This window comes from Streptosporangium sp. NPDC049046, assembly GCF_040649155.1.
In the GTDB taxonomy this organism is placed as follows: Bacteria; Actinomycetota; Actinomycetes; order Streptosporangiales; family Streptosporangiaceae; genus Streptosporangium.
Genome location: NZ_JBEZEZ010000010.1, coordinates 249,708 through 268,867 on the forward strand (window position 1 = coordinate 249,708; position 19,160 = coordinate 268,867).

Annotated in this window: 16 protein-coding genes; 10 read left to right on the forward strand and 6 right to left on the reverse strand. The window is 70.6% G+C overall.

Annotation, left to right across the window (positions count from 1 at the left end; genetic code table 11):
- Nucleotides 1-122: 122 nt before the first annotated feature.
- Both AB0B96_RS16900 and AB0B96_RS16905 read right to left on the reverse strand, forming a co-directional pair.
- A complete protein-coding gene (locus tag AB0B96_RS16900) occupies nucleotides 123-1,061 on the reverse strand; it encodes a sensor histidine kinase (RefSeq protein ID WP_362899530.1) in 939 nt (312 codons plus the stop codon).
- A 59-nt stretch (nucleotides 1,062-1,120) separates the two neighbouring features.
- Nucleotides 1,121-1,957 carry a DMT family transporter gene (locus AB0B96_RS16905; RefSeq protein WP_362899532.1) on the reverse strand — a complete coding sequence of 279 codons (837 nt, stop codon included), beginning with the start codon at nucleotides 1,955-1,957 and terminating at the stop codon, nucleotides 1,121-1,123.
- Between the two features lie 85 nt (nucleotides 1,958-2,042).
- On the opposite strand from AB0B96_RS16905, the gene AB0B96_RS16910 reads away from it, so the two are divergent.
- From AB0B96_RS16910 to AB0B96_RS16925, 4 genes are all read left to right on the forward strand, one after another.
- On the forward strand, nucleotides 2,043-2,621 hold the full coding sequence (locus AB0B96_RS16910) for an XRE family transcriptional regulator (protein ID WP_362899534.1): 579 nt from the start codon (nucleotides 2,043-2,045) through the stop codon (nucleotides 2,619-2,621).
- Nucleotides 2,622-2,874: 253 nt separating this feature from the next.
- Nucleotides 2,875-3,891: a polysaccharide deacetylase family protein gene (locus tag AB0B96_RS16915; protein WP_362899535.1), complete on the forward strand. Its 1,017-nt coding sequence runs from the start codon at nucleotides 2,875-2,877 to the stop codon at nucleotides 3,889-3,891.
- A 91-nt stretch (nucleotides 3,892-3,982) separates the two neighbouring features.
- Complete coding sequence (locus tag AB0B96_RS16920; protein ID WP_362899536.1) at nucleotides 3,983-4,501, forward strand: sigma-70 family RNA polymerase sigma factor; 519 nt, start codon at nucleotides 3,983-3,985, stop codon at nucleotides 4,499-4,501.
- Entirely contained in the window at nucleotides 4,498-4,950 is a 453-nt protein-coding gene (locus tag AB0B96_RS16925; protein WP_362899538.1) for a hypothetical protein, read from the forward strand. The genes AB0B96_RS16920 and AB0B96_RS16925 overlap by 4 nt, the downstream gene beginning before the upstream one ends.
- On the opposite strand, the gene AB0B96_RS16930 is transcribed toward AB0B96_RS16925, so the two are convergent.
- A complete protein-coding gene (locus AB0B96_RS16930; RefSeq protein WP_362899540.1) occupies nucleotides 4,892-6,325 on the reverse strand; it encodes a phospholipid carrier-dependent glycosyltransferase in 1,434 nt (477 codons plus the stop codon). The two genes, AB0B96_RS16925 and AB0B96_RS16930, sit on opposite strands and share 59 nt — an antisense overlap.
- Nucleotides 6,326-6,476: 151 nt before the next feature.
- Between AB0B96_RS16930 and AB0B96_RS16935 the strand changes: the two genes are divergently transcribed.
- Entirely contained in the window at nucleotides 6,477-7,133 is a 657-nt protein-coding gene (locus AB0B96_RS16935; RefSeq protein WP_362899542.1) for a response regulator transcription factor, read from the forward strand.
- Nucleotides 7,134-7,135: 2 nt separating this feature from the next.
- Nucleotides 7,136-8,284 carry a HAMP domain-containing sensor histidine kinase gene (locus AB0B96_RS16940; RefSeq protein WP_362899544.1) on the forward strand — a complete coding sequence of 383 codons (1,149 nt, stop codon included), beginning with the start codon at nucleotides 7,136-7,138 and terminating at the stop codon, nucleotides 8,282-8,284.
- 403 nt (nucleotides 8,285-8,687) lie between these two features.
- Here the strand turns inward: AB0B96_RS16940 and AB0B96_RS16945 are convergent, their stop codons facing one another.
- Nucleotides 8,688-9,221, reverse strand: a complete 534-nt coding sequence (locus AB0B96_RS16945; RefSeq protein ID WP_362899546.1) for a superoxide dismutase family protein — start codon at nucleotides 9,219-9,221, stop codon at nucleotides 8,688-8,690.
- A 392-nt stretch (nucleotides 9,222-9,613) separates the two neighbouring features.
- Nucleotides 9,614-11,467: a translational GTPase TypA gene (gene typA / locus AB0B96_RS16950; RefSeq protein WP_350949322.1), complete on the reverse strand. Its 1,854-nt coding sequence runs from the start codon at nucleotides 11,465-11,467 to the stop codon at nucleotides 9,614-9,616.
- 339 nt (nucleotides 11,468-11,806) lie between these two features.
- Between typA and AB0B96_RS16955 the strand changes: the two genes are divergently transcribed.
- The 3 genes from AB0B96_RS16955 to AB0B96_RS16965 all read left to right on the forward strand — a co-directional run bounded on the left by AB0B96_RS16955 (nucleotide 11,807) and on the right by AB0B96_RS16965 (nucleotide 15,972).
- The gene (locus tag AB0B96_RS16955; protein ID WP_362899549.1) at nucleotides 11,807-12,583 is read left to right on the forward strand and encodes an alpha/beta fold hydrolase; all 777 of its coding nucleotides are present in this window, start codon (nucleotides 11,807-11,809) and stop codon (nucleotides 12,581-12,583) included.
- Nucleotides 12,584-12,742: 159 nt separating this feature from the next.
- A complete protein-coding gene (pta, locus tag AB0B96_RS16960; RefSeq protein WP_362899551.1) occupies nucleotides 12,743-14,788 on the forward strand; it encodes a phosphate acetyltransferase in 2,046 nt (681 codons plus the stop codon).
- On the forward strand, nucleotides 14,785-15,972 hold the full coding sequence (locus AB0B96_RS16965) for an acetate kinase (protein WP_362899553.1): 1,188 nt from the start codon (nucleotides 14,785-14,787) through the stop codon (nucleotides 15,970-15,972). Before pta ends, AB0B96_RS16965 begins: the two co-directional genes overlap by 4 nt.
- 260 nt (nucleotides 15,973-16,232) lie before the next feature.
- Here AB0B96_RS16965 and AB0B96_RS16970 read toward each other — a convergent pair whose 3' ends face one another.
- Nucleotides 16,233-17,666: an aldehyde dehydrogenase gene (locus AB0B96_RS16970; RefSeq protein ID WP_362899555.1), complete on the reverse strand. Its 1,434-nt coding sequence runs from the start codon at nucleotides 17,664-17,666 to the stop codon at nucleotides 16,233-16,235.
- Nucleotides 17,667-18,260: 594 nt separating this feature from the next.
- Here AB0B96_RS16970 and AB0B96_RS16975 point away from each other — a divergent pair.
- On the forward strand, nucleotides 18,261-19,127 hold the full coding sequence (locus AB0B96_RS16975; protein ID WP_362899557.1) for a hypothetical protein: 867 nt from the start codon (nucleotides 18,261-18,263) through the stop codon (nucleotides 19,125-19,127).
- Nucleotides 19,128-19,160: the final 33 nt, after the last annotated feature.

Sequence of the window (19,160 nt, forward strand, 5' to 3'; positions counted from 1 at the left end):
CATCCCACGAGGGCGGGCCGTACGTGTGTCCGGGGATGGGCCGTCGTCGCGCGTCCGAGGGGCCGGTGAGTCCCTGTGTTCCCGTGCGTCCCGCCTGTCCGGGTCTGTCGGCGAAGAAGCGGTCAATCCAGCGTGATGTGGAGTCTCACCCTCAGCTCCCCGCCCACGCCGCGCACCTGCACCAGGTCGCAGAGCTGGCGGCTGATCCAGAGCCCGTAGCCGCGTGGTGACCCCGGCTCGGGCGGGAGGTAGCCGGGCAGCGGGACGTCCAGGTCACCGCCGCCGGAGTCGGCGATCTCGCACACGATCTCCCCGCCGGCCGTCCAGATGGACGCTCGGCCGTGTCCCGCCCCGTGCTCCACGCTGTTGGCCGCCATCTCCGAGACGCTCAGCACGAGTGAGGAGATCAGATCGCGTCCCAGACCGGCCCGGCTCGCGTGGTCGGTGACGAGCGCGCGCAGCCGTCCCAGCTCGTCCAGGGTGAAGTGGGTGACCACCGCGGACGGCGGCGCGTCGGGGAGGGGGAGGTCGTCTCCCGGCAGGGTGAACCGCTCCGGGGGGACATAGCGATCACTTCTTCGCAGGCCGGCGCCGGTCAGCTCCGTGGGGTGGGTGCGGAGGACATGATCGAGCGCCGGCGTCTCGTCGTACAGGCACCACATGCTGACCGGGACCCCGGCGAACGCGGCGTTGAGCACCGACTCGTAGCGGATCCACTCACGAACCTGCCGCTCGGTCCAGCCCGACCACACCGGCTCCCCGATGACCAGCGGCCGCTCTCGCTGCCGGACGTAGTCGTGGAAGGCGGCGAGGGTCCGCGTCGGGTGGGTGTACCACTCCTCGGCGGGGCGGCGGTCGATGAGGCGGGTGTCGGCACCGAAGGCGTCACCGACCAGGTCGAGTGCGCGCTCGCCCGTGACGACCAGGACCCGCCGGCCCTCGCGGAGGGCGCCGGCGATCAGGGGCTGGAGGAGTCCAAGAAGGCCGGAGTCGGAACCGTACGCGACAGCCGTGTGCGCGAACGGCCCGCCGGAGTCGAGGAACGCCCGCTCGGGCTGCACGGGGATGACCGTAACAAGCGCCCGGCTTCAACACAACAGAGTCAGTTCGCGACATCGTGTCAACCGGACGCGATCAGCGCGACCGCGGCGAGGGTGAATCCGATCCCCACCGCCTGGACCGTGTTGAGCCGCTCTCCCAGGAAACGGCGGGCGAGCACCAGGGTGCTCGCCGGGTAGAGCGAGACCAGGACGGCGACGAGGCTGAGCATCCCGCGCTGCTGGGCGAGCACGAAGAGCACGTTGGCGACCATGTCGAGCGCTCCGGCCGCGATGATGACGGGCAGCGTGCCGGGTCCGGGACGCGAGAGGCGGCCGACGGCGAGGGCCGACAGGGCGATGAAGGTGATCGAGATCAGGCGGGCACCGAAGAGCGGCCACATGCCGCTGTCCGCCGGAGCCTGGGCGATGATGATGAAGAACCCGCCGAAACCCGCGCCCGCGGCGAGCGAGGCGAGGATCGGGCCGTATCCTCCGCTTGTCTCCCCGCCCGACGAGCCGCGGCTCACCAGCAGGACCGCGAGCAGCGCGAGAACCACCCCGGCCAGCGCGACCGGCTCGGGGCGCTCCCCGACGGCGAGCCCGAACAGCACGGGCAGCGCCGCGGAGAACGTCGCGGTGATCGGCGCCACGACCGACATCACGCCGCCCGCCAGCGCCCGGTAGAACAGCACGACCCCCGCCGTGCCGCAGAGGCCGGAGGCCGCGCCCCAGGCGAGGGCCGCGGGCGTGGGGCGCTCGGGCAGGAACGGCAGCAGCGCGGCGATCAGGGCGAGCCCGGCGATCTGGGAGAGGAGCACCACCGCGAGTACCCGTGATCTGCGGGTGGCCAGCCCGCCGAGGAAGTCGGCGGCGCCGTACACCACCGCGCAGGTCGTCGCCAGCACCACAGCCGTCACAGGTCACCTCGGTTCAATGGAGTGTACTGAAAGTACAATATATGTAGTGCAATAGAGTGCAAATCGGGTTCACTACACTGAACTCATGGATCCAGAGACGATCACCGCCGCGGTCGCCAACAACGTGCGGGCACAGCGGGCGCACCGGCAGATGACCCTCGACGAGCTCGCTGCGCGCTCGGGAGTGAGCCGGGGCATGCTCGTCCAGGTCGAGCAGGGCAGAACCAACCCGAGCATCAGCACGCTCACCCGCATCGCCGACGCGCTCGGGGTGACGGTCGCGCGAATGGTGGAGGTCTCCGACACCCCCGTGGTCCGGGTGGTCAGCGGCGCCGACGTCGTCACCTTCCCGCACGGCGTCTCCAGCACCGCGCGCCTGCTGGTCGGCACCGACGCGCCCGCCATCCTGGAGCTGTGGGACTGGCGGCTCGCCCCCGGCGACCACCACGACGGCGACGCCCACCCCCCGGGCACGCGCGAGATGCTGACCGTCCTCGAAGGGCGGCTCACCCTCTCGGTGTACGGCAAGAGCCACATCGCGGAGACGGGCGACGCGGTCGTGTTCAGCGCCGACCGCCCGCACCGGTACGCCAACGAGGAGGACACCCCCCTGCGGTTCATGATGGTGGTGACCGAACCCCGCGAGACGCCCGACCGTTCCTGAGCCGTCGAGCGGACCGACCCGGGCCCCGCCCGGCCGACACCTGGCCGTTTTCCGAGGCCCGGTGGGCGCGTGCCGCGCCATGTCATGGCCGCCCGCATATGCGTGGTCCGCCTGTCTTGGGCACTTTGAAGCTCTAACCGGTCCCATCGGATGAGACGGCCACCAGATGCGTATCTCTCCGGATGTGGCGTGAAGTGGCGCGTCGGTACGGGTAACCGGCGGTCGATGCCTCATCCTGGTGGAATACCCGGTCATGATCTTGCGGGGGGACCCCGCCGGGCTGCTCGCCGTCCCCGCGATGCTTTCGGGGGGAAGCATGCGGGTATGGCGGGTGTGGATCGTGCCGGTGGCGTCGCTGCTCGCGCTCTGGGGATGCACCTCCCCGGTCACCATGGTGGGTTCGGTGGAACGGGCGACCGTGACCTCTCCCGCCCCCACGGGACCCGCGGGGCCGGAGAAACCCGCCACCGTCCCCGGGCTCGGACCCGGCGCGGCACGGCGGCACTGGGCGTGGGAGGACCTCCCCGTCTCTCCCCGGGCGCGCCGCATCGACTGCGAGCGAAGCAGGTGCGTGGCGCTCACCTTCGACGACGGGCCGGGGACCTACACCGAGTCCCTGCTCGACATCCTCGCCAGGCACCGGGCCAAGGCGACCTTCTTCGTCGTCGGACGCATGGCCCTGGGAGACGGCGAGAAAACCCTGCGCAGGATGGTGGCCGAGGGACACGAGCTGGGCAACCACACCTGGGACCACCCGCAACTGCCCCTGCTGTCACAGGCCGGGATCAGGGAGGAACTGGGGCGTACCCAGTGGCTCGTCAAGCAGGCGACCGGGGTCGCGATGATCCTCATGCGCCCGCCGTACGGGTTGACCGACGCCCGGGTCGCCACCGAGAGCCGCTATCTGGGGCTCGCCCAGATCATGTGGGACGTCGACACGCTCGACTGGCGTGACCATGACCCCGCGGTCATCGCCCGGCGCGCGGCCCAGGCCGAGCCGGGTTCCATCGTGCTGATGCACGACATCCACCTCTCCACGATCCAGGCCGTCCCCCGGATGCTGGACGAACTCGCCGCCAAGGGCTACAGGTTCGTGACGCTGTCCGAGTTGTACGGCGGACGCCCCAGGCCGGGGAGGAAGTACTACACGGGCCGGGACGACCGCACCGCCGACGAGGAGGCCGGTGAGGAAAGGGGCGGAAGGCTCCTGGGGGAGTCCGGCGAAGAAAGGGGGGAAAGGCGCGGGAGAGTCCCGCGAAGGGAGGGATGACGCGCCGGGGAGGAAACCCGGTGGAAGGCCCGGCGGAAGAGGCGTGAACCTTTCGCACCCGTTTCCCGACTGTCCAGGGCGAGGAGGCAGGGTGACTGACGAACTGCTGGTGGTCCGGTGCCGGCTCGGCGAGCGTGAGGCGTTCGCGGAGCTGGTGAGGGCCTGGCACGATCCGGTGTGGAACTACGTACGGCGCATGCTGGGACCCTCGCGGGCCGACGACGTGGCTCAGGAGGTCTGGGTGGCCGTGGTGCGCGGGCTGCCGCGCCTGAAGGAGCCGGGCAGGTTCGCGCCCTGGCTGTTCACGATCGCGAGGCGCGCGGTGGCCGACAGGCTCCGCGAGGAGTACGCCAGGCCCGAGATCCCGCTGGAGGAGGAACGGGCGTCCGCCGATCCCGCCGACGCCCTCGTGGAGAGCGCCGACCTGCTCGCGGGTCTGGCCGGCCTGCCGGTCAGGGAGCGGGAGGTCCTCGTGCTGTTCTACCTGCAGGACCTCTCCCTGGAGGACTGCGCGCAGGTCTGCGCCGTCCCCGTCGGCACAGTCAAGTCACGCCTGTCCCGCGCGCGGCGCATGCTGCGCGAACAGCTCACGGAGGAGGGATACCGATGAACCCCGATGACATGATCGCCAGGCTGTCCGGCCCGTTGTCGCTGCGCCGCCGGATCGCCAACGTCGTGGCGCTGCTCGGCGGCCTGGGCGGGGCGCTGTTCGTCGGCCTGCTGTGGGCCACCGAGCCCGCCCTGCCCGGCCGTACGCACCTCGCCTTCGGCGCGCTGGTCGCGCTCGGCCTGGCCTGGGCCGGTTACGGGGCCTGGGCACTGAGCCGCAGGACCCCGCTGTTCGCCCTCGACCGGGTGATCGCCGCCTGGCTGGCGGTGGCCGCGACGGGCCTGCTGACGGCGGGAACGGCCGCGGTCGCCGTCGCGAAGGGCACCTGGACGGGCATGGCGGGGGTCGCCGTCGCCGCGACGCTGACCGTGCTCGCGGTGGCCGTCCTGCTCAGGGCCCGCGCCGACCGCGCCGCCCTGCTGCGACGTAAGCGCGAACTCGGCGGCTGAGGCCCGCCGCGGCGAGAGCCGCGGCGAGGCAGGCCATCGGGACCGACGGCAGCACGTAGCGGTGGTCGAAGTCGAGCACGGCGACCGGGGCGAGAAGCAGGAAGACGGCCGCGGCCCATGGCAGCAGGGCCGCGCGCCGCCGCCCGACGGCTCCGGCGCCGCCCAGCAGCAGGAGCGCGCCGAGCAGCGGGCCGTGCAGGACCCCGGGGTAGTGATAGGCGCCGAGAAGGCTCCCGTAGGGCTCGACCGACGACATCCCCCGGATGTCGCCGTCGTACTCCCGGCGCACCTGGTCGATGAGCGGGAAGGCGGGCAGCGGCCAGGAACCGACGGGGAACGTGAGGGCGGGGGAGACCCGCAGGGGATGGCGCACCGGGGTCGCGGCGAAGGTGAGCGAGGTGTCGCGGACGACCTCGCGGAGATAGTCGAACGGCTGCGCGGCGATGGCGCGCAGCGCGAAGGACCTGGCCAGGTCGTTGTGGGCGAACCGGCCTCCCGGCAACCTGTTGAGCGAGGCGTCGGCTGCCCAGACGTACTCGGAGGCGGCGTCGACCACCGTGCCGTTCGGGCAGAGCACCGCCTCCCTCGCCGGTGGTCTGATCACCGAGCAGTCGGCGAACGTCATCGTGCGCGCCCACAGCGCCACGCCGTCGGAGCCGCTCAGCGCGAACCGCCCGTGGTGCTGCTGGTACCAGCCCGCGTAGGCGGCGAGCGGCAGCAGTCCGGCGGCGGCCAGCGCGACCACCCGCTTCCAACCGGCCCGCCGCAGGAGCAGGTGGAGCAGGACCAGACCGAGCAGCGGCACCGCGACCGTGCGGGTGAGCCCGGCCAGCGCCAGCAGCAGGCCCGCCACGGCGGCCGCCCGCGCCGAGGGCCTCGCCCGCCACATCAGGACCGTGAGAGCCGCGGTGATGAGGAAGATGAGCTGGGTGTCGGAGAGCACGGCGTGTTCGAGCCGCAGGAACGCGGGGTTGAACAGCAGGGGCAGGGTGGCCAGCGCCGCACCCCACCCGGGGAGCGCGTGACGGCGCAGCACCAGATAGATCATCAGGGCCGTGCCCAGGCCCATCAGGTGCTGCAGGCCCGCGACGAGCACGACGCTGTGGAAGGGCAGCAGCAGCCTGAGCAGGAAGGAGTACCCGGCCGGATGGAACGCGCCCGACGGCTCCAGGTGGACCGCGGTGTTGAGATAGGTGAAGGAGTCGTACCAGTAGAGCTGGGCGGTGTCGTAGCCGAGCATGACGAGGACGCGGAGCCCCGCCGCCGACGCGATCGCGACGGCGAACGGCAGGTGACCGCCGAGGAGGCGGTTACCCGGCGCGCTCGGTCCTGGCGCTGTGGGTACGGTCGTGACGCCGCCGGGTGAGGCGAGCATGGATGTTCCCCCGATTCAGGGCCGGAGAATTCCGGCACGGTGGGAGCAGTCCAGCGAGTGATCGATAACCTTGACGTCACCGAATCCGGTTATGCCCGCGTTATGCGACCTGTGGCACGCTGGCGCGATTCGGCCCAGGGGGAGGCACACTGTGCGGGTTTTGGTCGTCGAGGACGAGAGAATGCTCGCCGACTCGATCGCGGAAGGGCTGCGCGGGGAGGCGCTCGCCGTCGACGTCGCCTACGACGGGGAGGCGGCGCTGGAACGGCTACGGCTGCACGCCTACGACGTGCTCGTCCTTGACCGGGACCTGCCCGGCCTGCACGGCGACGACGTGTGCAGGACCGTGGTCGCCGAGGGCGGCGAGGTGCGGATCATCATGCTCACCGCGGCGGGCGACGTGCGCTGCAGGGTGGAGGGACTCGCCCTGGGCGCCGACGACTACCTGCCCAAGCCGTTCGCCTTCGAGGAGCTGACGGCCCGCGTCCACGCACTGGGCCGCCGGGTGCGCCCCGCCGACCCGCCGGTGCTGGTGCGGGCCGGCATCAGCCTGGACCGGGCGCACCGGCAGGTGTTCCGCGACGGCCGCTACGTGCCGCTCGCCCGCAAGGAGTTCGGCGTGCTGGCCGAACTGCTGCGCGCCGCAGGGGCGGTGGTCTCCAGCGAGACGCTCCTGGAGAAGGTGTGGGACGAGCACACCGACCCGTTCACCAACACGGTGAGAACGACGATGATGAAGTTGCGCCGGAAGATCGGCGACCCGCCGGTCATCGAGACCGTCACGGGAGTGGGATACCGGATTCCATGAGGATGAGCGTTCGTTTCCGGCTCGCCGTCATCTGCGGCACGGTGACCCTCTACGTCGGCGTCATGCTGGTCGGGGGACTCGCCTTCCTCGTACGGCAGAGCCTGGAGCCCCGCGACGGGTTGCGCCATCCCGAGTACATCCGGGTCGCGGGGTCCTACTACGGACCCCAGCATTCCGAGTACCGGGTGGCGGAGCAGCGCGTCGCGCAGGTGAGGCGCGTCTACCAGGCCGACACGATCAACAAGGTCCTCACCCTGGGCGGCCTCGCGGTGTTCGTGAGTGCCGGGCTCGCGACGGTGATCGGCTGGCGGGCCGCGACCTGGGCGCTCCGCCCTGTGAGGGAGGTCACCGCGAGCGCGCGGCACATCGCCCAGAGCCATGACCTCAGCGGCCGCATCACCTACGCCGGCCGCGACGGCGAGGTCAAGGAACTCGCCGACATCGTCGACACCATCGTCGGCCGTCTCGCCCGCTCCTTCGACGGTCAGCGGCGCTTCGTCGCCAACGCCTCCCACGAGCTGCGCACCCCGCTCACCATCAACCGCACCCTCGTGGACGTGGCGGTCAGGCGGCCCGACGCGACGGAGGACGTCAAGCGGCTCGGCGAGTCCCTGCTGCTGGTCAACGCCCGCCACGAGCGGCTGATCGACGGTCTGCTCGCCCTGACCGAGGGCGAGCAGGCGGTCCTCGACCGCCGTCCCTTCGACCTGACCGACGTGGTCGAGCACGTGCTCGACCTGGCGGGCAAGGAGGCGGGAGAACGCGAGGTGGCCATCCACCGGCTGCTGGACCCCGCGCCGACCGCCGGTGAGCCGGTGCTGGTCGAGAGGCTCGTGCAGAACCTCGTGGAGAACGCGATCCGGCACAACCACGCCGACGGCGAGGTGTGGGTCTCCACCCGCTCTCGCGCCGACCGGGTGGAGCTGGTGGTGGCCAACACCGGGTTGCCGGTGCCGCACTACGAGATCGAGACGATCTTCGAGCCGTTCCGGCGGCTGCACGGCGACCGGCTGCGCTCCGAGCGCGGCAGCGGTCTGGGCCTGTCGATCGTGCGGGTCGTCGCCGAGGCCCACGGCGGCACCGTGACCGCGAGCTCCCGGGAGGAGGGCGGTCTGACGGTCGCCGTCGAGCTGCCGCGCGAGAGTCCCTGACGCCCGGTCGTCGTATCGGGCGCGATTCCGCGACCGGTTCCCCGGCACGGGGAGTCCTCGGCCGGATCGGCCGACCGGCGCTCGGCTGGGGCGATCGGTTCTCTGGCATGGGGGGTTCTCGGCCGGATCAGCTGACCGGTGCTCGGCTGGGGCGACCGGTTCCCTGGCGTGGGGAGTCATCCCCGGGGCCTTTGGCGGCCCGATTCGGGTGGGTCCGGTATGGCTCCTTCTCCCCACCGGAGCCGTACCGGACGAAGACGTCAGGTGAGCAGTGTCACGAGCGTGGCGAAGGCCACCCACGCGAGCAGCAGGGCCAGGTGCATCCGGCCGGTCAGGACCTGCATGGTGATCCCCCCTTTCTACGGGGAATCCTGCCCGGCCGCTCTTGGAAGGCGGTTGGGAGTCACTGGTTCCCGGTGATCACACCGCAGGCGATGCGCCCGCCGGAGTCTCCCGCCTTGAGGGTCTCCGCGTCCGGGCCGGTGCCGGGGGTCGGGTCGGCCGGGTGACTGTAGCGGTCGGGAATGTTGGAGTGGTTGTCCGGCAGGGCGTGGATGACGACGGCGCTGCCGTCGCCGTCGAAGAGCTGTCCCACTCTGAACCGGTCGGTCACGACGGTCGCCGCACCGGTGCCGTCGGTGGCGACGAGGAGGTTGGGCAGGTCACCGGAGTGGTGGCTGTGCTTGACCGGTGGGATGGTGAAGTGCGGGCCCGCGCTGGCGAAGGGGCTGCCGGTGACCGGGTCGATCGACTTCGGGTCGCAGACGCCCTTCGCGTGAACGTGGAAGCCGTGGTATCCGGCCTGCAGGCCGCCGACGGTGATCGTCAGCTTGGACTTGCCGTCCGGCTGCTCGACGATGCTCAGGGAACCGACGTTCTTCCCCGCGGTGTTCTTGACGACGGCCTTGGCCGACGACTGGGGCCCCGGCGACGACATCGGTGAAATCTGCGACATATGTGACGTGTGTGGCATCTGCGACATCTGTGATATCGCCTGGGCGGCCGGAGCCGGCACCGTCGTCCCGAGCGCGACGGCCAGGGCGAAACAGGTTCTGTGAAGCATGAGACATCCCCCCGTACGAGTCCCGGGCTCCCCGAGACGGCGGGGAGACCGGTACAGGCTTCCTACCCCAGGTGAGGGCGGGAACCGGGGGCACCACGCCGTCTCATCGGGCAAAGCCGTGCCGTGCGAGGCCGTCCGACGCGCGACCGGGCCGTACGGAGGCGTACCGCCCGAGGCCGCGCCGGACGAGCGTGACGGGAAAGTCGTACGAGACGAGACCACCCCCGTCCCGCCGGAGATGCCCGGCGGGACGGGGGTGGTGAGGATCAGTTGGCGCGCTTGGCGCGGGCGGTGGTGCGGGCGCGGGTCGAGGCGTCGAGGACGACCTTGCGGATGCGCACGTTCTCCGGCGTGATCTCCACGCACTCGTCCTCGCGGATGAACTCCAGCGCCTGCTCCAGCGAGAGCTGACGCGGCGGGATCAGCGTCTCCGTCGTGTCGCTCGTCGAGGAGCGCATGTTGGTGAGCTTCTTCTCCTTGGTGATGTTCACGTCCATGTCGTCGGAGCGCGAGTTCTCACCGATGATCATGCCCTCGTAGACCTCGGTGGTCGGCTGGACGAACAGGACACCGCGCTCCTGCAGGTTCAGCATGGCGAACGGGGTCACCGGGCCCGGCCGGTCGGCGACGAGCGAGCCGTTGTTGCGGGTGCGCAGCTCGCCGAACCACGGCTCGTAGTCCTCGAAGACGTGGTTCACGATGCCGGTGCCGCGGGTCTCGGTGAGGAACTCGGTGCGGAAACCGATCAGGCCGCGGGCCGGGACCACGAACTCCATGCGGATCCAGCCGGTGCCGTGGTTGGTCATGTGCTCCATGCGGCCCTTGCGGACGGCGAGCAGTTGCGTGATCGCCCCGAGGTATTCCTCAGGGCAGTCGATGGTCACCCGCTCGACCGGCTCGTGGACCTTGCCGTCGACGAGCTTGGTGACGACCTGCGGCTTGCCGACGGTGAGCTCGTAGCCCTCGCGGCGCATCTGCTCGACCAGGATGGCGAGCGCGAGCTCACCACGGCCCTGCACCTCCCACGCGTCGGGGCGGTCGGTCGGCAGGACGCGCAGCGACACGTTGCCGACGAGCTCCTTGTCGAGCCGGTCCTTGACCATGCGGGCGGTGACCTTGGAGCCCTTCACCCTGCCGACCAGCGGAGAGGTGTTGGTGCCGATGGTCATGGAGATCGCGGGCTCGTCGACCGTGATGAGGGGGAGCGGGCGCGGGTCGTCGGGGTCGGCGAGGGTCTCACCGATCATGATGTCCGGGATGCCGGCGATCGCGATGATGTCGCCGGGCCCCGCCTCCTCGGCGGGCTTGCGCTCCAGCGCGTCGGTCATCAGCAGCTCGGTGATCTTCACCCGCTGGATGCTGCCGTCGGTGCGGCACCAGGCGACCTGCTGGCCCTTCTTGATGGTGCCCTGGTGGATGCGGCAGAGCGCGATCCTGCCCAGGTAGGAGGAGGCGTCGAGGTTGGTGACGTGCGCCTGCAGCGGGGCCGTCGGGTCGTACACCGGGGCCGGGATCGTGTTCTTGATGACCTCGAACAGCGGCTCCAGGTCCTCGGAGTCCGGCATCGCCGCGTCCTCGGGACGGTTGAGCGAGGCGCGCCCGGCCTTGGCCGAGGCGTAGACGATCGGGAAGTCGATCTGCTCCTCGGTGGCGTCCAGGTCGATGAAGAGCTCGTAGACCTCGTCCACGACCTCCTTGATCCGGGCGTCGGGGCGGTCGACCTTGTTGATGCACAGGATGACCGGCATCTTGGCGGCGAACGCCTTGCGCAGCACGAACCGGGTCTGCGGCAGCGGCCCCTCGGAGGCGTCGACCAGCAGCACGACACCGTCGACCATGGACAGGCCCCGCTCGACCTCACCGCCGAAGTCGGCGTGGCCGGGGGTGTCGATGATGTTGAGCGTCATGCCGCCGTGCTTGACGGCGGTGTTCTTCGCGAGAATGGTGATCCCCTTCTCGCGCTCAAGGTCGTTGGAGTCCATGACGCGGTCGTCCACGTCCTGGTTGACGCGGAAGGCGCCCGACTGCCAGAGCATGGCATCCACGAGAGTGGTCTTGCCGTGGTCGACGTGCGCGATGATCGCGATGTTCCGCAGGTCGTCGCGGCTGTTCAAAGGCATGATGGAGTCTCACTCTGTGATCGTGGAGGCTGACCGCGGACTGTGCGGCCCTCCCATTTTAGTTGATCCGGACAATCGCTCTCACGCGTCCGGCATATGAAGTGCGTCAATTCGCCCGCGGGACACCCTCCAGCCCTCCGGCGGAGGGCGGCGGGAGGTAGCGCGGATCGCGGTTTCGGCCTTGCCGCGGCGGGTTCGCGACCGGGCCGGGGGTGTCCGGTGCGCGGTCGGAGGTGAGCGAGGCGGACCGGCTGTGAACGGGGCACGGAAGTAAGGGGGACGAAGAAGGGGGACGGGCGGGACGCGACCGGGCGACCGGCACTGCCTAAGCTCGGATCCATGCCTCTCGCACCCTCGTTTCCCGCGATGCTCAGAACCCGGGACAACCTGCGGATAGACGCCGCCCACACCCCTTCACGCGGCGAGGACGATCTCGGGATCGTCCTCGCCCACGGCTTCACCGGATCGTTCAGGGAACGCGCCACACGCCGTATCGCCCACGTGCTCAGCGGGTTCGGCGGGGTGGTGGCGTTCGACTTCAGGGGACACGGCCGTTCCGCAGGTATGTCGACCGTGGGAGACAGGGAGATCTTCGACATGGAGGCGGCGGTACGGCACGCGCGGGCGATCGGCTACCGCAGGGTGGTGACCGTCGGGTTCTCCATGGGCGGTGCGGTCGCCGTACGGCACGCGGGGGTGCTGGGCGGCGTGGAGGCGGTGGTGTCGGTGAGCGCGCCCGCCCGGTGGTACTACCGGGGGACCAGGCCGATGCGCCAGGTGCACTGGGCGATCGAGAGGCCGGCCGGGCGGCTCGCCGCGCGGCTCGGCAAGCGCACCCGGATCATGAAGGGCGTGTGGGACCCGCTCCCGCTGGCGCCGTACGAGGCGGCGGCGAAGATCTCACCAGTGCCGCTCCTGGTCGTGCACGGCGACGCGGACCGGTTCTTCCCCCTCGACCACGCGCACCAGATCTACGAGGCCGCGAACGAGCCGAAGGAGCTGTGGATCGAGCCCGGCTTCGGCCACGCGGAGACGGTGGCCACACCGGATCTGGTCCGTCGCGTCGGGAGGTGGGTCGCGACCCGTTCCGGCCCTCCGGAATGTCTATCCTCGTGAAGATTGACCGTATGGCGAAGGCGACGCGGCAAAGGTGACGTGACGGCGGCGGGCAGCGGCGACGGCCGCGGGTAGTGGCCCAGGCAGCGGTACGGACACCGGCCCGAGGCGGCGGCACGGGCAGCGGCGAGGCGGCGGCGAGGGGACGGAACAGGACGCATGCGAAGCATCTACGTTGCGGGTCTTGGGCGGGGAGACGGCAGGCAGATCGTCGAGCTCGGCATGATGGAGCTGCTGAGCGGGCGGGCCGACCGCACGGGAGTGTTCCGGCCGATCACCGGTGGCGGTGAGGACCGGGTGATGGAGCTGCTCCGGGCCAGATACCGCCCCGCGGCCTCGGCGACCGGGGTGAGCGCCGAGGAGGCCGCGGAGATCTACGCGGAGCGGGGTGCCGAGGAGCTCATCGGCCGCCTGGTCGCCCGCTTCCACACCCTGGAGCGCGAGTGCGACGCCATGCTGGTGCTCGGCAGCTTCTTCGACACCGACGACCTGCCGCGCGAGCTCGCCTTCAACGCCCGCCTCGCCGCCGAGTTCGGCGCCCCGGTGATCGTGGTGGTGGGCGCGCACGGCGACGACGCCGAGGAGATCGCGACGGAGATGCGCACCGGCTACCAGGTCTTCTCCGACCTGGGCTGCACCGTGCTCGCGGTGATCGCCAACCGGGTGCCCGAGGGCACGGTCATCGAGTGCGACCTGCCGGTGCCCCACTACGCCGTACCGGAGCACCCCTCACTGTCGGCGCCGACCGTCGGACAGGTCATGCGGGCCGTGGACGCCGAGCTCATCCAGGGCGCCGAGGACGGCCTGCTCCGCGACGTGCTCGGCTTCGTCTTCGGCGGGGCCACGCTCCCGGTCTTCCTTGAGCACCTCGTCGACGGCGCGCTCGTGATCACGCCGGGCGACCGCGCGGACCTGCTGCTGGTCTCGCTCGCCGTCGAGGCCGCCGGTACGGCGAGGCCGGCCGGGGTCGTCCTCACCGTGGGGGAGCGGCCCAGCGAGGCCGTGATGGAGCTCACCGCCCGCCTCGCGCCCGGCGTGCCGGTGCTCGCGGCCAAACAGGACAGCTTCACCGTGGCGACCACCCTCGCCGAGCTGGAGGGACGGCTCACCGCGGACAACCCCCGCAAGATCGAGACGGCCCTCGGCCACTTCGAGGCGCACGTGGACGCGACCGGTCTCGCCGACAGGATCGAACTGACCCGCTCGGAACGGGTCACCCCGATGATGTTCGAGCACACCCTGCTGGAACGGGCGCGGGCCGACCGGCGCCACATCGTGCTGCCCGAGGGCGAGGAGGACCGCATCCTGCGGGCGGCCGACATCCTCCTGCGGCGCGGCATCGTCGACCTCACCCTCCTCGGCAGGGAGGACGTGGTGCGGCGGCGGATCGGCGACCTCGGCCTCGACCTGTCCGGGGTGACCGTCGTCGACCCGCTCACCTCGCCGCTGCGGGAGTCGTTCGCCGAGGAGTACGCGGCGCTGAGGGCGCACAAGGGGATGACCTTCGAGCCGGCGATGGACGTGGTCGCCGACGTCAACTTCTTCGGCACGATGATGCTGCACCGGGGCCTGGTGCACGGCATGGTCTCCGGGGCCGCGCACACCACGGCCGCCACGATCCTGCCCGCCTTCCAGATCATCAAGACGGTGCCCGACACCTCGATCGTCTCCTCGGTCTTCTTCATGTGCCTGGCCGACCGGGTGCTCGTCTACGGCGACTGCGCGATCAACCCCGACCCCGGCGCCGAGATGCTCGCCGACATCGCGATCTCCTCGGCCCGTACGGCGAGGCGGTTCGGCGTCGAGCCGAGGATCGCGATGCTCTCCTACTCCACCGGCGAGTCGGGCAGCGGTGCCGACGTCGACAAGGTCCGCGCCGCCACCGCCCTGGTCGCGGAACGGGCACCCGACCTGCTGGTCGAGGGGCCGATCCAGTACGACGCGGCGGTGGACGCCAGGGTCGCCGCCGCCAAGCTGCCCGGGTCGCGGGTCGCCGGCCGGGCGACCGTGCTGATCTTCCCGGACCTGAACACCGGCAACAACACCTACAAGGCCGTGCAACGCTCGGCCGGAGCCGTCGCGGTCGGACCCGTCCTGCAGGGGTTGCGCAGGCCGGTCAACGACCTGTCGCGCGGAGCCCTGGTCACCGACATCGTGAGCACCGTCGCCATCACCGCCGTACAGGCGCAGGAGGTCACCGAATGAGCGAACGAGCCGCGCGGACGACCGAGGTCTCCGGCCTGGACGGGGGTGCCGACCACGTGCTCGTCCTCAACTCGGGGTCCTCCTCGCTGAAGTACCGGCTCCTGTCCGGCGCCGAGCGGCTCGCCTCGGGAACGGTGGAGCGCATCGGCGAGCCCGGCTCCCCGGTACCCGACCACCGGGCGGCGCTGAAGGCCGTCGCCGAGCGGCTCGCCGCCGAAGGACTGGGACTCGACTCACCGGAACTCACCGCGATCGGGCACCGGGTGGTGCACGGGGGGACGGACTTCACCCGGCCCACCCTCATCACCGACGAGGTGGTGAGAGGGATCGAGCGACTCATCCCACTCGCGCCGCTGCACAACCCCGCGAACCTGGCGGGCATCGAGGTCGCCAGGCGGCTCCGCCCCGACCTGCCGCAGGTCGCCGTCTTCGACACCGCCTTCCACGCCACGATCCCCCCGGCCGCCTCGACGTACGCGATCGACCGCGAGGTGGCCGCGCGGCTGGGCGTGCGGCGTTACGGCTTCCACGGCACCTCACACGCGTACGTCTCGCGCCAGGCCGCACTCCTCGCCGACGGGCCCGAGGCCAACGTGATCGTCCTGCACCTCGGCAACGGGGCCAGTGCCTCGGCGGTGTCCGCGGGGCGGTGCGTGGACACGTCCATGGGCATGACCCCGCTCGAAGGGCTCGTGATGGGGACCCGCAGCGGCGACCTGGACCCGGCGGTGGTCCTCTACCTGGCGCGTACGGCGGGCATGTCCCTCGACGAGATCGACGCGCTGCTCAACCGGCGCAGCGGCATGCTCGGCCTGTGCGGGGACAACGACATGCGTGCGGTGACGGAGCGGGTGGCCGCGGGCGACCCCGACGCCGAACTGGCCCTCTCGGTCTACTGCCACCGGCTCCGCAAGTACGTCGGCGCCTACTACGCCGTCCTCGGCACGGTCGACGTCATCGCCTTCACCGGCGGCGTCGGGGAGAACTCCGCCCTGGTCAGGGAGCGGGCGCTCGCGGGTCTCTGGGCGCTCGGCATCGTCGTCGACCCGGTGCGCAACGCCCGCGGCGACACGCTCGTCTCCGCCGACGGCGGGGCCGTGAAGGTCGCGGTGATCCCCACGGACGAGGAGTTCGAGATCGCCCGCCAAACTCTTTCCGTCGTTTCCCGAACCTTTCGCGGCTGAAAGACGTCTATCACGGCAGCGGATGGAATCCGCCGGGAGAAGTGCGCGAAACCGAATCATCGTTCGGGGATCGTCGCAGGCCATACTTCTCGTGGCCGGACGGTCGCCCAGCGTCGCGGGGGTGCGTTGGGCGGCCGTCCGGCGGTGTGCCCGTACGACTCGTCGCGAGCCGTACGGGCACACCTGGGGGTGGTCAACGGACCGACCCGGCAACCGTGGAACGGTGTGCGCCGTACGGGCACGCCCGGGGAGCGGTCCCCTCAGCCCAGACGGGCGATCGACTTGTACTCCAGATAGGCGGACAGCCCTTCCGGACCCAGTTCGCGGCCGAGGCCGCTGCCCTTGAAACCGCCGAAGGGCGAGCTGTTCTCGATCATGAAGAGGTTCACGCCGTAGGTGCCGGTGCGCACCTGGCGGGCGATGTCCATGCCGCGCTCGGTGTCGGCGGTCCACACCGTCCCCGCCAGGCCGTAGTCGCTGTCGTTGGCGATGCGGACCGCATCCTTCTCGTCCTCGTACGGGATCACGGCCAGGACCGGCCCGAAGATCTCCTCGCGGGCGATGCGCATCTCGTTGGTGGCCCCCGCGAAGACGGTCGGCGCCACGTACCAGCCGCGGTCGTAAGGGCGCTCCAGACCGCCGACGACCGGCTTGGCGCCCTCGTCGATGCCGATCCTGATGTAGCTCTCGACCCGCTCCTGCTGCCGCTTGGCGACCATCGGGCCGATGCCGGTGGCCGGGTCGGCGGGGTCGCCGACCGGCATGCCCCGCACCATCGCCGAGACCGCGTCCACGACCTCGTCGTAGCGGTTGCGCGAGGCGAGGATGCGGGTCTGGGCGACGCACGCCTGGCCGTTGTTCATCAGCGAGGCGATCGAGAGGAAGCCCATCGCGGAGGGCAGGTCGCAGTCGTCGAGGATGATCGCCGCGGACTTGCCGCCCAGCTCCAGGGTGCACCGCTTGAGCTGCTCGCCGCAGATCGCCGCGATGCGCCGACCGGCGGCGGTGGAGCCGGTGAAGGCGACCTTGTCCACACCGGGATGGGAGATCAGGTACTCGCTCGTCTCGCGCCCGGCGGCGACGATGTTGACCACGCCGTCGGGGATGCCCGCCTCCTTGATCATCTCGGCCAGCAGGTAGGAGTCGAGCGGGGTCTCGGGCGCGGGCTTGACCACGACCGTGCATCCCGCGACGAGGGCCGGGGCCAGCTTGATCATGATGACGAACTGCGGGACGTTCCACGGGACCACCGCGGCGACCACGCCCACCGGCTCGCGGCGGACGGTCACGCTGCCGAACGTTCCCGGGCGCTCCTCCTCGACGGGGAAGGTCTTGCCCAGCTCGGCGTAGTACTGGAGCATGCCGAGCGGCTGCGGGGCCTGCGCCAGCTGGGAGAAGGTGATCGGGGAGCCCATCTCCAGGGTGATGAGCTCGGCGATCTCGCCCTGGCGGGCCGCGTAGATCTCGGCGAGCCTGCCGACGACGGCCGCGCGCTCGGCCATCGTCATCCGCGGCCACGGGCCGTGGTCGAACGCCTGGCGGGCGGCGGCCACCGCCCGGTCCATGTCGGCCGGGGTGCCGTCGGGGACCCGGCCGACGACCTCCTCGGTGTGAGGGGAGACGACGTCGATGACGCCGGTTCCCGCGGGGGCCACCCAGTCGCCTCCGATGAAGAGCGTGTCGTGCTGGCGCATGATGTGTTGCCTCCTGGTGGGCGGGCCAGAGTCGCGATTCTCGGATGGTCTCATCGGCTGGGGAGGACGCGACGCGCCCTGCCGGTGCTTGAGACGCTGTTTGAGACCGAATCATGTTCTACCGCTGATGACAAGAGTCGCCGGACGTCTTCGGAGCCCTTCCCGCGCTCTCCCCGTGTCCTCGTGGCGTCTCGGCCAGATCCTCGCCGTGTCCTCGTCGGACTCCTTGTCATGCTCTTGGTCGGACTCTTCGTCGCGCTCTTCGTGACGCTCGTGGGGCGCTCTTCGTGACGGTCCCGGCGATGGCCTTCGCGGGGTCTTGACGATGGTCTTCGTGATGCTCTTCCCGGTGCGGACGGCGTGGTGTGTTCTGTGCGAGGATTCACCGGAGTGACAGGAGTGGCATGTCCTGCAGTACTTCTTTAAATCCCCCTAAAGGGGCATATAGTTCACCAATGGTGCGCGAGTTCCTTCGTTCCGGTGGCGAGCGTCAAGATCGCCTTCTATAGTTTCGCTCCGTCTATGAGGGTGCTCGGAGGTGAGCGAAGCGTGAGGCCAACTCGCGCAGCCGCATTGGCTGTAACACTCACCGTGATGCTCCTGTCGCCTGCCGTCGCCGGAGCCGCACCCCTCCGGACCGCCAGACCCAACCCCGAGGCCGAACTCAAGAGGCTCACCCAAGAGGCCGCCGCGATCAACAAGAGTTACCGCGGTCAGGTGCAGAGCCTGGAGGAGACCCGGGTCCAGGCGGGCAAGGCCACCACCACCGCCAAAAGCCTCAGGCGCGCCCTGGCCAGGGCCGAGACCGACGTCGTGCGCTTCGCCCAGACCGCCTACATGGGCGGCGCCCTCGACGACGGCAGCCTGCTGAGCTTCCAGGGCGACGCCAACCAGGCCCTCAGCCAGGCCGCCACCATGTCCCACCTGGCCAGCCGCCGAGCCAGCCAGCTCAACCGGGTCAGGGACCTCATCAAGAAGGCCAAGACCGCGGAGAAGTCCGCCGACGCGAAGATCGTCAAGCTCAAGAAGGACATCGCCGACCTCAAGCGACAGCGGGTCAGGATCGAGAGACTCCTGGCCAAGTACGGCTTCCAGACCCCCTCGGGCAACGGCGGCCTCACCCCCCGTACGGTCACCATGCGCAACCTCGTGCTGCAGAACTTCCCGATGCCCTACGGCTACGGCTGCCTGCGCCCCGGCGACCCCGGCGAACACGGCAGCGGCCGGGCCTGCGACTTCATGATGAGCTCCGGTGGCAGCGTCCCCGCGGCGGACGCCCTGGCGCGCGGCAACCGCCTCGCCCAGTGGGCCATCGACAACGGCAACCGCCTCGGGGTCATGTACATCATCTGGCAGCAGAAGTACTACGACGTCCGCACGGGCGCCGGATGGAAGATGATGTCCAACCGAGGCGGCAACACCGCCAACCACATCGACCACGTGCATATCTCGATGTTCTGAGCTGCCGGTTCTCTGACCTGCGGTGATCTCGTT

Coding starts and splice junctions, on each gene's coding strand:
- AB0B96_RS16910 (WP_362899534.1), top strand. CDS start 2,043: ATGGATCCAGAGACGATCACCGCCGCGGTCGCCAACAACGTGCGGGCA.
- AB0B96_RS16915 (WP_362899535.1), top strand. CDS start 2,875: ATGATCTTGCGGGGGGACCCCGCCGGGCTGCTCGCCGTCCCCGCGATG.
- AB0B96_RS16925 (WP_362899538.1), top strand. CDS start 4,498: ATGAACCCCGATGACATGATCGCCAGGCTGTCCGGCCCGTTGTCGCTG.
- AB0B96_RS16930 (WP_362899540.1), bottom strand. CDS start 6,325: ATGCTCGCCTCACCCGGCGGCGTCACGACCGTACCCACAGCGCCAGGA.
- AB0B96_RS16940 (WP_362899544.1), top strand. CDS start 7,136: ATGAGCGTTCGTTTCCGGCTCGCCGTCATCTGCGGCACGGTGACCCTC.
- AB0B96_RS16945 (WP_362899546.1), bottom strand. CDS start 9,221: ATGTCGTCGCCGGGGCCCCAGTCGTCGGCCAAGGCCGTCGTCAAGAAC.
- typA (WP_350949322.1), bottom strand. CDS start 11,467: ATGCCTTTGAACAGCCGCGACGACCTGCGGAACATCGCGATCATCGCG.
- AB0B96_RS16955 (WP_362899549.1), top strand. CDS start 11,807: ATGCCTCTCGCACCCTCGTTTCCCGCGATGCTCAGAACCCGGGACAAC.
- pta (WP_362899551.1), top strand. CDS start 12,743: ATGCGAAGCATCTACGTTGCGGGTCTTGGGCGGGGAGACGGCAGGCAG.
- AB0B96_RS16965 (WP_362899553.1), top strand. CDS start 14,785: ATGAGCGAACGAGCCGCGCGGACGACCGAGGTCTCCGGCCTGGACGGG.
- AB0B96_RS16970 (WP_362899555.1), bottom strand. CDS start 17,666: ATGCGCCAGCACGACACGCTCTTCATCGGAGGCGACTGGGTGGCCCCC.
- AB0B96_RS16975 (WP_362899557.1), top strand. CDS start 18,261: ATGCTCCTGTCGCCTGCCGTCGCCGGAGCCGCACCCCTCCGGACCGCC.